The sequence below is a fragment of the Microbulbifer flavimaris genome (assembly GCF_001641755.2).
Taxonomy (GTDB): Bacteria; Pseudomonadota; Gammaproteobacteria; order Pseudomonadales; family Cellvibrionaceae; genus Microbulbifer; species Microbulbifer flavimaris.
Window position 1 is genome coordinate 162,314 of sequence record NZ_LRFG02000002.1, and the last position, 14,975, is coordinate 177,288.

Here is a 14,975-nt window from a genome sequence, read left to right on the forward strand (position 1 = left end):
CGCCTGTCAACAGAAAAAATAACTTTTCAATCAATCAGTTACGACCGGCGCGTCGCCTCTGGTTTCGGGCGGGGTTGCCGCCGTCCTCAGGGGCTTAGACCAGCCCCGCGTACTCTTTCTCCCAGCGCTTCAGCACCTTCTTGCCGGCGCCACCGAGGACGTCCACGGCGTGGCGCAGGCGGGCGCGGCTCAGGTCCGGGCCCAGCAGCACCATGGCATCCATGACCGAGAAGGAGGCCGTGGTCCCGCTGATGGCCACGAACAGGGGCGCGTTGAAGTCCTTGAGTTTGATCTCCATGGCGGTGGCCAGGGATTTCACTGTCTGGAAGATGCTGTCGCGATCCCAGCTGCGCAGGGCCTCCAGGCGCCACAGGGCAAACTGCAGCAGCTTTTTCTGCTCGTCCAGCTCCAGTTTGTTGTCGGCGAAACTGGCCTCGGTCAGGGGCAGCTGGCCGGCGGCCAGGAAAGCGACCAGCGGTGCGAAGTCGCCGAAGGTCTCCATGCGCTCCTTGGCGTGGGGCAGTACCTTGAGCAGGTTATCGCGGTTGAGCATCCACTGGGTCAGGCGGTCCGCCAGCTGCTCATTCTCCAGCTCGCGGATCCACAGGCCGTTCAGCCAGGACAGCTTCTTTACATCGAACACCGGGCCGCCCAGGGAGACGCGATGGATGTCAAAATGTTCCAGCATCTGGTCCAGGGTGAACTTCTCGCTCTCGTCCGGCATGGACCAGCCCATGCGGCCGAGGTAGTTCAGCAGTGCCTCGGGCATAAAGCCGGCACGCTGGTAATAGAGAATGGAAGTCGGGTTCTTGCGCTTGGACAGCTTGGTCTTGTCCGGGTTACGCAGCAGCGGCAGGTGACACAGCACCGGCATGTCCCAGCCGAAGTACTCGTACAGCAGTTTGTGCTTGGGCGCGGAATTGATCCACTCTTCGCCGCGCAACACGTGGGTGATCTCCATCAGGTGATCGTCCACGACGTTCGCCAGGTGGTAGGTGGGCATGCCATCGGACTTGAGCAGGATCTGTGCATCCACTTGGGCCCAGTCGATCTCGATTGGGCCGCGCAGCAAGTCTTCCACCACGCAGGTGCCGCTCTCGGGCACGTTCATGCGCACCACGTAGGGCTCGCCGGCGGCCTTGCGCTTCTCCACTTCCTCTGCCGGCAGGGCCAGGTCGCTGGGCTTCAGCGCGGTGCGGCCGGCCTCGCGAAGCTCTTCCCGCAGCTTTTCCAGCTCGTCGGCGGTGCGGTAGCAGTGGAAGGCATGGCCCTTCTCCACCAACTGCTCGCAGTATTTGCGGTAAATGTCACCGCGCTCGCTCTGACGGTAGGGTCCGTGGGCGCCCTCCACATCCGGGCCCTCATCCCAGTCCAGCCCCAGCCAGCGCAGGCTGTCCAGAATCGCTTGCTCCGACTCCGGAGTACTGCGCTGCTGGTCGGTATCCTCGATCCGCAGTACAAACTGGCCGCCCTGGGCGCGGGCAAAGCACATGTTGAACAGGGCGATATAAGCGGTGCCGACGTGGGGATCACCGGTGGGCGACGGGGCAATTCGGGTTCTTACGGTCATAACAAACCTGATTGGGGATGTGGATTGGGGTCAAGTTTAGGCGCGGCATTATAAAGGCGACGGTGGCCAGCCGCACAGTCCAGAAAGCAGAACCTGTATAACCCGACATTTGGCGCAAATCTGCACCAACAAAAGGAAAAAAGCCCCAAAACAACGTGACTCACATCACAAAAAAGGTAATATTGCGCCCATAAAGGCTACTTGGCCCTGACACCATATGCCAAAGTCAGCCATCTGGTACGTAAGTGCTTGCGTACTGGGATAAAGAACAGAATCAGAACATCGCTTTACAACAATGGACTTCGGGGAAAATTGGAAATGAAGACCTCTATTCGTGCTTTCGTTGCTGCCACATTGGCTATCGGGTTGAACTCGTCGCTTTCAGCTGCACCGGTTCAGGGGACTCCCGGACCTTCAGATTCCACTGGCACTTTTGAAATTACCCTCGGCATTACAAAACAAATCATCGTCACTAGCCTAGCCGATCTACCGCTCCCTTCAGGAGTGGCCGGGAACCCTATTACAGGGCAAGAAGACATTTGTGTCGGTGGGATTGGATTTGAGAGATACAGCATAGATTTACTTAGTGCAAACGGGAGCTCAGGCGGAACAGGCACTGAACCTTACGAGCTGGCTGGAGTGAATGACTCTCTTCCTTACACTGTCGAATTTTTAGACAACATTGATAATTCAGGAACGAGATACACCCCTGCAGCTGACGGAAGCATTGCAGATACCTTCCTCCGAACCCAGACACTGTCTTGCACAACCGAAAACGCTCGTATTTACGTAACGGTCTTGGCAACAGACTGGGAAAGCGCTTCGAGTGAGTCCTACGCTGACACCCTCACAGTCACAGTTACAGCTGAATAGTGATGGTGACTGAGATCGCTAGCGTTACCAACGCTAGTGATCGTCGGTTATCTACCAATGAAGCAAATAACAATTGGAGGTCTTTTTACGCTTTTAATCACTGTCCACTCTCTTGACAGCTGGGCAGTCGCGCGGGCCATTTTCACTCTAGATACTGCAGCGCCAGATGGCTTTTCTGATTTAATTGAGCCCCAGAGTCTAGTAGCAGATCTATATTTTGGTAATCGCGAACTTGGTTCCGTCCAAATCACACTCGATCCCGGTACTGTGCGCTTTGAAAATTCGGAGCGCGTATTACAACTACTTCCGAAAACGCTGGACCCAAACCTCATCAAGTCGCTAATACAGCGGCCCCTTGCCCGTAACGGCGACAAGCTCTGTCACGCTTTGCAGAAAAACAATTGCGGCATTCTGAACCCGACTGATATCGGTCTGATCTACGACGAAAACCGCTTCCGGATCGATCTGTTTATTGCCCCGCATCTGCTACCCCAGCGCGCGGCGATCGAAGATCCCTACCTGCCGGAATCCAGCAGCGAATTCTCCTTCGTGCAGAACCTGACCGGCAGCTGGTCCGGCGTCCAGAGCGAGACTGGGCCTGATTCCGAGGCCTTCTCACTGTACGGACAATCAATCCTCAGCTTTGGCGAAAGCGGCCTGCACAGCCAGTGGACGGTAGGCGATCAGGATGACGGGCAGATTTACCAGCTGCACTGGACGCGGGATTATCGCGGACGTGCTTATTCTGTTGGCCTGATACAACCCTACAACAGCTTTAGCAGCTTTACCGCTGCGCCCTACCTGTACGGTGTCGAGTATCGCAGTTCCAATAACAGTCGCGCCGACAATCGCTACCAGCAGGGTGCGCCGCTGGAAGTAAATATGCCCGTGCGCGGGCGGGTGGAAGTGCGCCGTGACGGGCGACTGCTGCACAGTGAATTGCTGGAAGCCGGCAACCAGCTGCTGGACACTTCCAGCCTGCCCGGTGGCGCCTACGAGCTGGAAATACGCACCCTGGATGACAGCGGTCGTGTGATTGCGGAGTATTCTGAATTCTTTGCCAAGGACTCCCTGCTGCCCGCCCCCGGCGAGTGGCGCTGGAGCCTGCAGGCCGGACAGCCCGCGCAGCTGAACCCGACAGAAACCCTGCCGGATGCTGCGGAAGATATTTTCCTGCAGGCGGGGGTGGCCCGGCGCGTGCTCGACAATGCGGGGCTTTTTACCAATGTGGCGGCCACCAACAATACCCAGCTGCTGGAGGTCGGCGCTCGCTGGGTCACGCCCTACCTGGAACTGTCGCCAAGTCTTCTGGAGACAGACAGCGGCCGCAGCGGCTACCGACTCTACGCCGCACTCACGACCCCCTGGTTCCAGCTGAGCGCGAATGAGTCCCGCCTTGAGGATCAGGGTAGCGCGTTCGTGGCAGATGACTATGCACTGCTGAACCGGGGCTTCCTGCAACGCAATGCCAGCCTTACGGCACCTCTGGCAGGGGGGCAGTTGGCCGTGCGCTACAGCGAGCGGGACCGCGGAGTTTCCCTGTCGCGCCCGGAATTCACCCTCGATGATGAACAAACCGCTGCGGAACGACTGACCACGCTGGAATACCGTCGCAACCTGTTCCGCACCCGCGACTGGCTCGGCGAGCTGACCCTTGCCCACAGTGATGCCGATGGCCAGCAACTGACCACTGCCAGCTTCCAGATGCGACTGCGTAGCGGCCGCTGGAACCACAGTGCCCGCCTGCGCAGCGATAGCGGAGATGCGGGCAGCGAGGGGCTGCGAGCCGGGTTCGATTCCACCTGGAACGATCGCGACCTCTGGGCCCTGGAGCTGGACCAGCAGCTCTCCGCAGAAACAGACCAGGACGGGCACTACCTGCGCAGCAATACTCGCCTCGCCGGGCATCGAGGCTTCGCCAGCTCCACGGTGCAGTACCTGAATAAAGGCCCACAGCAGTCCCTCAATTACCTGGGCAGCTTTTCCACCAACCTGATGACCAATGGCGATGGCTTTGCCTGGGGTGGAGAAAGGCCCTACGGCAGCGCCGTGATGGTCGACATCGACGGCAGCCCCGAACAGGACTTCGAGATTCTGGTCAATGGGGTACGACGGGGCTACGCGAAAGGTGGCGGCAAGTCGCTGATCAACCTGCCGGCATTCGGCAGCTACGAGGTGGCCCTGCGCCCGCTGGAAGACGGTTTTTACGATTACAGCGAACAGAGTGAGATCCTTACCCTGTATCCCGGTAACGTGGCCCAGGCAGAATACGCTATCCAGCCATTGATCCTGGCGCTTGGCCGCATCGTGCAAGACGGTTCCCCGGTCGCACATGCAAAGATTAGTATCGGTGAATACAGCGCGGTGACCGACGATATGGGTGTATTCCAGATGGAGATGCGGGCAGATCCCAGGCGCCTGCAGGTGCCGCCAGTGCGCTGGGGCAACTGCCGGGTTGCACTGCCGGAGCAAAGCTCGGGTGATCACTGGGTCAACCTGGGTGTGATTGATCTCGCTACTGCGCAGTGCTTCGAAGAGGGGCTTGAACATGCGAGCCGCTAGCCCTGCCCATATTCTTCTGGCCGCTGCGGTATTTGCCCTGGCCTCGCCGGCCTCATCGGAATCCACTAACGCCCGGCCCTGTGACAATGGTGCCGGCCCGCCCAATGACCCGGCGGCAGCCGGTTACGATGAGCGCTTGATCGGTGTCTGTCAGCTCGAAAATACCGACAATACTTTTGCCTTCAAACCCTCTATCCGTGACCAAGGTAATGTGACCTTCGCCGTGCGCAGCTGCTCACCGGATGGGGCCAGCGAGACCTGTGAGTTCGCCACGCCCTATGCCGTGAGGTTAACAGGGCCTACTACGCGAAATGGGAAAAAATTCGTGCTCGAGGGTGCGCAGGACGAAGCGGACGTGACGCTGACCTATTCCAGTAGCGGGATCTCAGAGGCACTTTCTCCAGGTGAATTCTCCGGGCTATTTCCGGGTGGTGCCAATGGACAGCTGGTGCCAGCAACGATCAATGTTTCACTCCAGAACCTGGGCAAGCTGAAAAGCACCACCTACAGCGGTACCTTCACACTCGGGGTCGACCAGTGTGGTGACAATGACTCCGGTGGTCCGACACCCTGTGATGGCACCAAACCGGTGACCCGGCTTGCAACCGGGGAGGAGGTCACCTTCACAATCAACCTGGTGATTGATGCGGAAATCCGGATTTCCGGCCTGGAAGATATGGCGCTCGTGGCCGACGGAACAGGTGCCTATCTGGATAGCCAGCAGTTCTGCGTGTACACAACTTCAGGCGCCCTCTACCGGATTACGGCAGACAGCCAGAACGGCAGCGGAAACTTTCTTCTGCAGGGCACAACGCAAAGCCTGCAATACGAAACCGTCGTATCGGCTCTCGCGGGAAGTTCCGAAGCGTTGCAGGAAGCGGTGATTTCCTCCAATACCTGGCTGGGTCACCCCCAGCCAGACTGCAACGGCTACGCAGAGGAAAACATGCGTATCGATATTCGTGTGCCCCCGGCCGAGATCGGGAGTGCCACGGAAACCAGTTATTCCGATACCCTGACGCTGACGGTGGAAGTGGAGTAACTGGTTTAATCTGCCAGCGGCAGTCGGATTTTTTCCGTGTTCCCTGCGGAACGCGTCAGCAGGGAAAGATATCCGCCGTCTAAGTTGGCCTCCAGCGGCAGTCCGGTACCGGCGTATATGCGCCCTGTCAGCGGCAGGTCGTTACACTGCTCCTCGGCTGCGCAGTACTGCGCCTTCGCGATTTCCACGTTGATATTGCCGCGATTAAGCAGTGTCCAGTTTCCATCCTCACGAAGCAGCTCTAGTTGATACTGCCCCTCCTGTGGCTGCACGAACACCAGTGCCTGGTAGGCCACGAGTATTTTCAGCGCCGTGCGATCGGTCTTGATGTCGCCCACTACCGGTTTGAAGGTCACCCGATAGACTTTTTCGGTATCGAGGTTCCGCTCCAGGGACATCAAGCGAAAGCGCTTCTGCTCGCCCGGGCCAATGACCGCCTTGGAGGGACTGACCAGCAGTTTGAATTCCCGCGGGTCCACCACGCGCACACGCTGTTCTTGCGGGGTGCCGGGATTATCCACACGGTAGATCTCTGTCTGCAGATACAGGTTTTCCGCGTCCGGATTGGTCACCACGATGTCATCCCGCGCGTTGGGCACGTCGTCGAGATAGACGATGATCTTGTCCAGCGCCATCGCGGCAGACAGGGGGCCGGCCGCGATGGCGAAGATCAGGGCAAAAAGGATGGAGAGATTTCTGGCTACTGACTTTCTCATGGGCTCAGGCTTATGGTGACACAGAGCCCCATTCTAAATGGCGCCACCGTGGAAACAACTATTGCGCCATAATCATCACCTCTGTGCGCTGCCCCTTTGTATCTCGCCCGGCGTCCTGGCCCGTGCCGGGCACGATCGGCAGGCAGTGGGCGTCGCGCCTGCCGGAAAAGCTCTGAATCAAGGCGCCGTCCTGGTCCCGTACCTCCACCCGGTAGTGATCCTCAGGTTGCCGATACAGGCAGAGCTTCGTTTGTGTCCCCACCGGTGAATGATGTAACTCCGCACGTGGGGCGATGTGGAGGGTGATACGGGCCGATGCCGTGGCCGTTGCCGCATCGCCGACCGCCAATTGCCAGGGGCCAAGCCCCAGCACGCCGAGCAGGACCAGCGCCGGGGGAACATCCTGTTTTACACCGCTCACATCACACCTCTGGCCGCGCCTGGCAGCGCGGTAACACTGTCCCCCTCGCCAGTGTAGACCGGTGGGACCGGGCGCCTTGCGGTAGTCAGGCCCGGACTGTGTTTTGCGCCGCTATCGCCTTGCAAGCGCGCACGCAGCGACTATTTTTCCTGTATGGCCGCGGCCCACGGCCCTGACCGGCCCGGGGGTCACCGCGGAGCATCAATCTGAGTTCAGTTTGTTGCGAAGAGCGCCGGCGCGGGCACAGCGCGCGCTCCCGAAAGCACAATAACGCCCGCCGAACGGATCGACTCCATGCTGATAGCGCACCGCGGTGACACCAGTCGCCAACCGGAAAACACCATCGCGGCCTTTGAGGGCGCGCACAGCCTCGGTGCCTGCGCCATCCAGGCCCAGGTCCAGTTCAGCTCCGAGGGCACGCCCTGGTGCTTCGCCCAGCCCAACCTCAAACTTCCCGGTGCCCGCAGGGCCAAACCGCTGCACAAGATCAGCGACCGCGACCTGCGCCAGCTGCCAATGAACACGTTTGCCCAGTTGCTCGATTGGGCCAGCAGCCACCGGCACCTGGACTGGTTTATCGAGTTGCAGGACAAGACGCTGAAAAGCGTGGGCGCCGAGCAGGCGGTGGAAGCGGTAGCCCGACGACTGCGACAGCAGAGCGACTCCTTTGCCATATTGACCAGCGACTGCCGCAGTTTGCGCCTGGCCCGCAGCATCGGCTGCCACCAGGTAGCATTGAAGCTGGACAATGTCGCCCAGTGCCTGTCCATGGAGGTCCTGACCCTGGCGCCGGACTACCTGCTGATCCGTGACTCTCAGATCGAGTATGCGGAACTGCCGCCGGGCCCCTGGCAGTGGGTGGTCTACGAGGTCAATTCCGCCGATGAGGCGGTCCAGTGGCGTGCCCGCGGCGCCCATCACATCCTGACCGGTAACCTGCCCCTGCTCATGCGCTCCCGGGAAGCCAGCGATGTCTACGGATTTTGATGTGCTGGTGGTTGGCGCCGGCATCCAGGGTGCCGGTGCAGCAGACGCGCTGGCCGAGGCGGGCTATCGCGTCGCGATTCTCGAGCAGCTGGGTATCGCTGCGGCCACCTCCTCCCGCTCCTCGAAGCTCATCCACGGCGGGCTGCGCTACCTGGAGAGCGGCCAGTTTCACCTCGTCTATGAATGCCTGCGCGAGCGACGCTGGCTGCTGGCCAACAAGCCGCAGCTGGTGCGCATGGTGCCGTTTTATATCCCTGTCTACCGCCACAGCCGCCGCTCCCCGTGGACGGTGCGACTGGGGCTGACAATCTACTCACTGTTGGCCGGGGTTATCAGTGGCCACTCTCGCTTCCGCGCAATCCCCCGCAGCGAGTGGGAGCAGCTGTCAGGCCTCAACCGTGAAGACCTGATTGCCGTCTACCGCTATTACGATGCCCAGACCGATGACGCGGCGCTGACCCGCAACGTGGTGGAATCCGCCGTGGCACAGGGAGCGCACCTGATCTGCCCCGGCAGCCTCGTGGGCGCTGAACTGACCAGCCAGGGGATGCGGGTGGACTATGTGGCCGATGGTCAACTCAACACCCTGCGGGCCCGGGTGCTGGTCAACTGCAGCGGCCCCTGGGTCAATACCACCAACGAACGCTGTTCGCCCCAGACGCCACTGCCGCCACTGGATCTCGTCGCCGGTACCCATATCGAGTTGCCACTCGCCCTGGGCGACAAAATCTTTTATGTCGAGGCCGAGGACGGCCGCGCGGTTTTTGTCATGCCGTGGCAGGGAAGAACACTGGTCGGTACCACCGAGCGCAGCTACCAGGGTGACCCACGGGATGTGGCGCCGACGCTGGAGGAAGAGCAGTACCTGCTACACACGGTGCAGCGCTATTTCCCCCAGACCCGGGTGCTGCGCGGCAAGGATATCTGCGACAGCTGGGCCGGGCTGCGGGTGTTGCCAAGATCGAAGGACTCACCGTTTTCCCGGCCGCGGGATACCCTCATCTGCTGCGACGACCAGAAGCGCCCGCGGGTGCTCGCCGTTGCCGGTGGCAAGCTGACCAGCTACCGGGCCACCGCGCGCAAAATCGTCAAAATCCTGCGGTCGACGCTGGAATCACCAGAGCCGGAGACAGCGGAGGAGCCCGCCGCCAAAACCGGTAACAGCCGCTCCGAGAAGGAAAACCACTGACTTCGTCGGTACCGGGCACCATCGCCTTTCCCCTATAATGCGGGCACATTTTTTGTTGTCCCGAACACGCTGTTTGTATGTCCGATTCCCCTACCGTTCCGGCGCAGAGCGCCAACCGGCAGACCGTCTCCCACCGTTTCTGTACAGCACCGCTGATGGACTGGAGCGACCGCCACTGTCGTTATTTCTGGCGGCTGCTGACCCGGCGCGCCACCCTCTATACGGAGATGGTGACCACCGGCGCCCTCCTCTTCGGGGACCGGGAGCGACACCTGGATTTCAACCCGGAAGAGCAGCCGGTCGCTCTGCAGCTCGGCGGCAGCGCCCCGAAGGAACTGGCCGAGTGCACGCGGCTGGCTGAACAGTGGGGCTATAGTGAGGTCAACCTCAACTGCGGCTGCCCCAGTGACCGGGTGCAGTCGGGGCGCTTCGGTGCCTGCCTGATGGCCGAGCCGGCCCTGGTGGCGGATTGCCTGGCCGCCATGCGCGATGCGGCCTCCATTCCCGTCACCGTCAAGCACCGTATCGGTATCGACGACATGGAGGATTACGCCGGGCTGACCGCGTTTGTGGAAGCTCAGGCCGCGGTGGGCATCCAGACGTTTATTGTCCACGCACGCAAGGCCTGGCTGAACGGACTCAGCCCGAAAGAAAACCGGGAAATCCCACCGCTCAAATACGACATGGTTTACCAGCTCAAGCGGGATTTTCCGCAGCTGGAAATCGTCCTCAATGGTGGCATCAATACTATCGAGGAATGCCAGCAACATTTGCAGCAACTCGATGGTGTTATGCTGGGGCGAGCCGCCTACCAGAACCCGGCCATGCTGGCCGAGGTCGACAGCCGCCTCTTCGGAGATGACGCCGGACCAACGCCGGTAGAGGTCGTCGAGCAGATGTTGCCCTACATCGAGCGGGAAATGAGCCGGGGCCAGCGATTGAACTACATCAGTCGGCACATGCTCGGGCTATTTCAGGGCGTGCCCGGCGCCAGGCGCTTCCGCCGCCACCTGAGCGAAAATGCCCACAAACCCGGCGCAGGTCCGGAAGTGATGCGCGAAGCCCTGGCCCTTGTGACACAGGCCGCCTGAGTCGGAATTCCCATGGGGCGGTGACGTTGATTTGATTTTGCAGAAAATAACAGTAGGGAAGTGAGATGAATAAACTGGAACAATTGCGCCAGCGCAGCCTAGTCGTAGCGGATACCGGCGATATCGAGGCCATCCGACGCTACCGGCCTCACGATGCCACTACCAATCCCTCGCTCCTGTACAAGGCCGCCCAGCTGCCCCAGTACCAGCCCTATCTGGTGGACGCCCTGGCCTGGGCGGATCAACACAGTGGTGACCGCGGCCGCCTGGCGGCGATGAAGCTCGCCGTCGCCATTGGCGCTGAGATTCTGGATATTGTTCCCGGCGTGGTTTCCACGGAGGTGGACGCGCGCCTCTCCTTCGATACCCGCGCGACAGTGGAATACGCCCGGCAACTCATCCGCCTGTACCAGCAGGCCGGCATCGAGCGCGAGCGGGTATTGATCAAGGTGGCCTCCACCTGGGAAGGCATCGCCGCCGCCAGTGTGCTGGAACGGGAGGGTATTCACTGCAACCTCACCCTGCTGTTCAGCTTCTGCCAGGCGGTGGCCTGCGCCGAGGCCGGCGTCACCCTGATTTCCCCGTTTGTCGGGCGCATTCTTGACTGGCACAAGGCCAACAGCGGCAAAGATTTTACGGCGGCGGACGACCCCGGTGTGGCCTCGGTGCGCAGCATCTACCAGTACTACAAGTCCCGTGGATACAACACAGTGGTCATGGGTGCCAGCTTCCGCAATACCGGTGAGATCGAGGCCTTGGCGGGCTGTGACCGTCTCACTATCAGCCCCCAGCTGTTACAGAGCCTGGAGGAGGACAACGGCACCCTGGCCAGTGGCCTGCCCGACCAGGTCGCTTCAGAGGAGCGTCCCCGGCAGGCCCTCACAGAGGCGGAATTCCGCTACCAGCTGAACGCGGATGCCATGGCCACCGAGAAACTGGCCGAAGGTATCCGCAACTTTGTCCACGATCAGGAAAAACTGGAACAGCTGCTCCTGCAACAGGCGAAGGAGCCGGAGACGACTGATGCTGCGACAAATTCGTAAATTGTTCGAGCAAATTGGCGATAGCGAGGACATTGAAAAGCGCGACGCCAGTGACCTGCGCATGATCAGCGCTGCCTTGCTGGCAGAAGTCGCGACCGTGGACCACAAGCTGGACGAGCGGGAGCGGGAAACCCTGGTCTCGGTGCTGCAGCAGCACTACCGGCTCGAAGCCAGTGAAGCCAGGGAGCTGGTGGAGGAGGCACTAGGCCACCGGGAGGATGCCACATCGCTCTACGAGTTCACCCAGACAGTGAACAGCGAGTTCGACGAGCAGAACAAGTACTTGCTGGTGCGGCAGATGTGGCAGGTGGCGCTGGCGGACGGCACCATCGAGCCCTTCGAAGAGCACCTGATCCGGCGGGTAGCGGACCTCATCTACCTGCCCCACGGGCTCTTCACCCGCGCCCGGGCAGAAGCACGGGAGCTGGGTAAGCTCAAATAGACAGGGCTAGGGCTAATGGTGAGGAGTGAGGCCGTAAGCCGGGGCGACAGGTCCGCCGCCCGTGGCTTCAGTGCATTCGGGTAGAGGGGCTGTCCAGGGGATCACACTCCCGCTCCAGCGTGTGCACCAGGTCGCGGAAGGTCTCGGCATTGTGCTCGTTCATGCTCATCAGTACCCGGTGCGCCTCCAGCACCTTCTCCCGGGCTGCGCACTCATCCGGCGTCTTGCACTTGAGAGGTTGCGGCTCTGCGGCGTAATCCCGGTGCTCGTCACTGACCTCGATCAGGGCGTCAAAGCCCATGGCATCGAGAAGGTGGCTGATACCCTCATCAGTGGTCAGAACCAGCGGCTTTTCACAGCCCCGCTCCAGGGCGCGAATAGCGATCTTGGCCATAAGCCCCAGGGTGGTGCTGTCGACACCTTTCGCCCCGTGCAGGTCGAAAACGACATCGTTGAAGTCATCGTGCTTAAACATACTGTCGATAAAGTTATCGAAAGATGTGCACAGGTTGAGCCGCACATCACCAACCAGCTTGATGACGTAGATACCCTCGTGGGCGCCAACCATTATTTGCCCGGACTGCATAACAACCTCTGGCACCTCCGCCGTGCCGCACCTGGCGATCACTACAGAAGTGGCGAAAGTTCACGTTGGGTCAGTGCGGCATCGCCGGAAGGACTGGCCGATTCCACACTTTTGATTACAAATCGGGCGGAGCTTACTCCTGCCGCCTGAGCGTGACAAGCTTTTGCCGGACCAGTTATAGACCAATCAGTCAGCAATGCTCAACTCTGCCGCAGGGTGAGAATGGTGACATCGTCTGGCAGGGGGTCGGAGGTGTCCACATGCAGCGCCGAACACAGGCTGTCCAGGTCCCCGCGACTCGTATCGATGGCGTTCAGCAGCTGCTGCTCCCGCTCCAGCAGATCACCGCTGAAAAGCTCCAGCACCCCGTCAGAGCAGGCCACCAGGCTCCAGTTACTGGGCAGCGCGGCCTCCAGAACCTGCCAGTTACCCTGTTCAAACAGGCCCAGCGGACGGCCCTTGCCCGGCAACCACTCGGCCCCCTGGCTGGTCACCAGTGCCGGCGTGGGAATCTGCCCTGCCACCGCGTAGTGCAACTTGCGGGCGCGACTGTCGATCGCCCCCACGAACATGGTGGCGTGCTTGTCGAGACGGGTGGCCAACAGCTCACGGTTGATGGTCTGCAGGATTTCCAGCAAGTCGTCATGCAGTGCATCCAGGTGGGTGAAGAGCGGCTTTTCCCGCAGCAGGTGCATGATGCTGTGCTTGATCAGCGCCGTGACCAGTGCCGAGGAGACACCATGCCCGGATACGTCGACAAGATAGAAAGCGATAAAGCGCTCGCCGAAGAGGCCGTAGTCGATGAAGTCGCCGCTGAGAAAGAGTGACGGTACCAGCCGGTAGGCGGCTTCGATGCCGGCGGGATACTGATAAGGCGTCCTCGGCAGCAGGTGCTGCTGCAGAAGCCGGCCCGCCTCCTGATCGCGCTGCAACACCTCGACATTGTCGCGCAGTTCGCGATTGCGCCGCTCCAGTTTTTCGCGGTACTCGCGATTCTCCTGCGCCAGCGTCTCCGCTTCCGTGATGCGGGAAATGGCGTGCTCGATCACCGTCTCGTCTTCGATCGGTTTGAGCAGGTAATCACTGGCTCCCAGGCGAAGTGCCTGCACCACATCGCTGACTTCGCTGTTGGATGCCAATACGACGACGGGAGTCTCCGGGGAGGACTTCTTGATTTTGCGCAGCACTTCCAGCCCACCCATATCGGGCAGGTGTAAATCGGTGACCACCAGCTGAAATAACCCGGGGGCAAACTGGCCAATCCCCTCCACACCGCTTTGCGCCAGCGTGACGGTAAACCCGAGTCGTGCCAGGGCCCGCCGCACGAAATCGCGGGAGGGCTGGTCTGCCTCGATCAGTAGCAGTGACTGGCGCTCGCCCATGGGGTCAGCCCAATTTGGTCATTTTTGTATTTTCAGAAGGCAAACGGGTCAGCTTCGCTGTCTACCTCTGCCTCGTCACCTGCGTCCTCGCTCTCCGCCTCTTCCTCCGCGGCGAAATCATCATCGCTATCGGTAGAAGAAGCACCATCGTTAATGAGGAACTCGCGACGCTGCAGATAGGCATCTCGCAACAGGACGTAGCGGTCCCCCTGCAGCAGGGACTCTGTTTTGAGATAGCTAGCGCGGGTCTGCACCAAGTCTCCGAACCGGAAAGCAAACTGGGTGGGATCGTGATCGATAAGGACCATGGGATTGGTGTAGAAATCCACCCAACCCCCGGGCACGTCCCTGACGGTATATGGCCCCAGGAAAGGAAGGACTACATAAGGGCCCGCGGGCACACCCCAGACCGCCAGTGTCTGGCCGAAATCTTCACCGTCATTGGGATCGAGCCCCCAGTGCTGGGCAACATCGAAAAGACCCACCACTCCCACTGTACTGTTGATCAGGAAGCGACCGGCGTCGTTACCGGCCTGCCCCCATTTCCACTGCAGGGCACTATTGAGGGAGTTGGTGATTTCCAGCAGGTTGCCGTAGAAATTGCTCACTCCGTGCTGCATGAACACAGGAGTCACTTCGCGATAGGTCACCGCCAGCGGTTTCAGGAACCAGCGGTCGGCGGTATCGTTGAAGCGGAATATGGCGCGATTTACATCCTCCCAGGGATCCTGGCTGGCAGTGTCCTGCTCGCCACCAAATTCTGCCGCGGGGTCGAAGCCGTACTCCTCCTCAAGGGAGCCACCGGCGTCACCGGATGCCGCGCTCGCCGTCTCGCCCTCTTCGCCGGACGCTGCTTCTGTCTCCCCGGCGCCAGCTTCTGCGGCGCCGCCCTCTCCGTCTGACGTCGTCGATTGCTCATCTACCGGAAGGTTCTCGGGCGGAACTTCCGCAAAGGGGTCGTCCTGCCCCAGAGCGGCCAAAGGCAGCACCAGCAGTATCGATAGCGTCAGCGAGGGCAAACTCAATGTGCGTCCCAGCAAAACCCTGCTCCTGTGACAAATCGTGAAAGTG

14 protein-coding genes are annotated in these 14,975 nt (G+C 60.6%); 8 read left to right on the top strand and 6 right to left on the bottom strand.

The window, feature by feature from the left end; translation table 11 throughout:
• Positions 1-94: 94 nt before the first annotated feature.
• Positions 95-1,570 carry a glutamate--tRNA ligase gene (gltX, locus tag AWR36_RS05565; protein ID WP_067082292.1) on the bottom strand — a complete coding sequence of 492 codons (1,476 nt, stop codon included), beginning with the start codon at positions 1,568-1,570 and terminating at the stop codon, positions 95-97.
• Positions 1,571-1,888: 318 nt separating this feature from the next.
• Between gltX and AWR36_RS16070 the strand changes: the two genes are divergently transcribed.
• The 3 genes from AWR36_RS16070 to AWR36_RS05575 all read left to right on the top strand — a co-directional run bounded on the left by AWR36_RS16070 (position 1,889) and on the right by AWR36_RS05575 (position 6,047).
• Complete coding sequence (locus tag AWR36_RS16070; protein WP_141398476.1) at positions 1,889-2,443, top strand: hypothetical protein; 555 nt, start codon at positions 1,889-1,891, stop codon at positions 2,441-2,443.
• 387 nt (positions 2,444-2,830) lie between these two features.
• The gene (locus AWR36_RS05570) at positions 2,831-5,005 is read left to right on the top strand and encodes a TcfC E-set like domain-containing protein (protein WP_231745263.1); all 2,175 of its coding nucleotides are present in this window, start codon (positions 2,831-2,833) and stop codon (positions 5,003-5,005) included.
• On the top strand, positions 4,992-6,047 hold the full coding sequence (locus tag AWR36_RS05575) for a hypothetical protein (protein ID WP_067082295.1): 1,056 nt from the start codon (positions 4,992-4,994) through the stop codon (positions 6,045-6,047). Before AWR36_RS05570 ends, AWR36_RS05575 begins: the two co-directional genes overlap by 14 nt.
• A 5-nt stretch (positions 6,048-6,052) precedes the next feature.
• On the opposite strand, the gene AWR36_RS05580 is transcribed toward AWR36_RS05575, so the two are convergent.
• Both AWR36_RS05580 and AWR36_RS05585 read right to left on the bottom strand, forming a co-directional pair.
• On the bottom strand, positions 6,053-6,763 hold the full coding sequence (locus AWR36_RS05580; protein ID WP_067082298.1) for a fimbrial biogenesis chaperone: 711 nt from the start codon (positions 6,761-6,763) through the stop codon (positions 6,053-6,055).
• Positions 6,764-6,821: 58 nt separating this feature from the next.
• Positions 6,822-7,184, bottom strand: coding sequence for a hypothetical protein (locus AWR36_RS05585; protein WP_067082301.1), 363 nt, complete (start codon positions 7,182-7,184; stop codon positions 6,822-6,824).
• A 294-nt stretch (positions 7,185-7,478) separates the two neighbouring features.
• On the opposite strand from AWR36_RS05585, the gene AWR36_RS05590 reads away from it, so the two are divergent.
• From AWR36_RS05590 to AWR36_RS05610, 5 genes are all read left to right on the top strand, one after another.
• Entirely contained in the window at positions 7,479-8,171 is a 693-nt protein-coding gene (locus AWR36_RS05590; protein WP_067082304.1) for a glycerophosphodiester phosphodiesterase family protein, read from the top strand.
• Entirely contained in the window at positions 8,155-9,360 is a 1,206-nt protein-coding gene (locus AWR36_RS05595) for a glycerol-3-phosphate dehydrogenase/oxidase (RefSeq protein ID WP_067082306.1), read from the top strand. The genes AWR36_RS05590 and AWR36_RS05595 overlap by 17 nt, the downstream gene beginning before the upstream one ends.
• A 155-nt stretch (positions 9,361-9,515) precedes the next feature.
• Positions 9,516-10,451: a tRNA dihydrouridine(20/20a) synthase DusA gene (dusA, locus tag AWR36_RS05600; protein WP_067082309.1), complete on the top strand. Its 936-nt coding sequence runs from the start codon at positions 9,516-9,518 to the stop codon at positions 10,449-10,451.
• A 65-nt stretch (positions 10,452-10,516) separates the two neighbouring features.
• Positions 10,517-11,494: a transaldolase gene (tal, locus tag AWR36_RS05605; RefSeq protein ID WP_067082311.1), complete on the top strand. Its 978-nt coding sequence runs from the start codon at positions 10,517-10,519 to the stop codon at positions 11,492-11,494.
• Positions 11,475-11,936: a tellurite resistance TerB family protein gene (locus AWR36_RS05610; RefSeq protein WP_067082314.1), complete on the top strand. Its 462-nt coding sequence runs from the start codon at positions 11,475-11,477 to the stop codon at positions 11,934-11,936. Before tal ends, AWR36_RS05610 begins: the two co-directional genes overlap by 20 nt.
• A gap of 67 nt (positions 11,937-12,003) precedes the next feature.
• On the opposite strand, the gene AWR36_RS05615 is transcribed toward AWR36_RS05610, so the two are convergent.
• The 3 genes from AWR36_RS05615 to AWR36_RS05625 form a co-directional block, all read right to left on the bottom strand.
• Complete coding sequence (locus AWR36_RS05615; protein ID WP_067082317.1) at positions 12,004-12,522, bottom strand: STAS domain-containing protein; 519 nt, start codon at positions 12,520-12,522, stop codon at positions 12,004-12,006.
• A 200-nt stretch (positions 12,523-12,722) separates the two neighbouring features.
• The gene (locus AWR36_RS05620) at positions 12,723-13,904 is read right to left on the bottom strand and encodes a PP2C family protein-serine/threonine phosphatase (RefSeq protein WP_067082320.1); all 1,182 of its coding nucleotides are present in this window, start codon (positions 13,902-13,904) and stop codon (positions 12,723-12,725) included.
• Between the two features lie 32 nt (positions 13,905-13,936).
• Positions 13,937-14,929 carry an MlaA family lipoprotein gene (locus AWR36_RS05625; protein ID WP_231745264.1) on the bottom strand — a complete coding sequence of 331 codons (993 nt, stop codon included), beginning with the start codon at positions 14,927-14,929 and terminating at the stop codon, positions 13,937-13,939.
• Positions 14,930-14,975 lie beyond the last annotated feature (46 nt).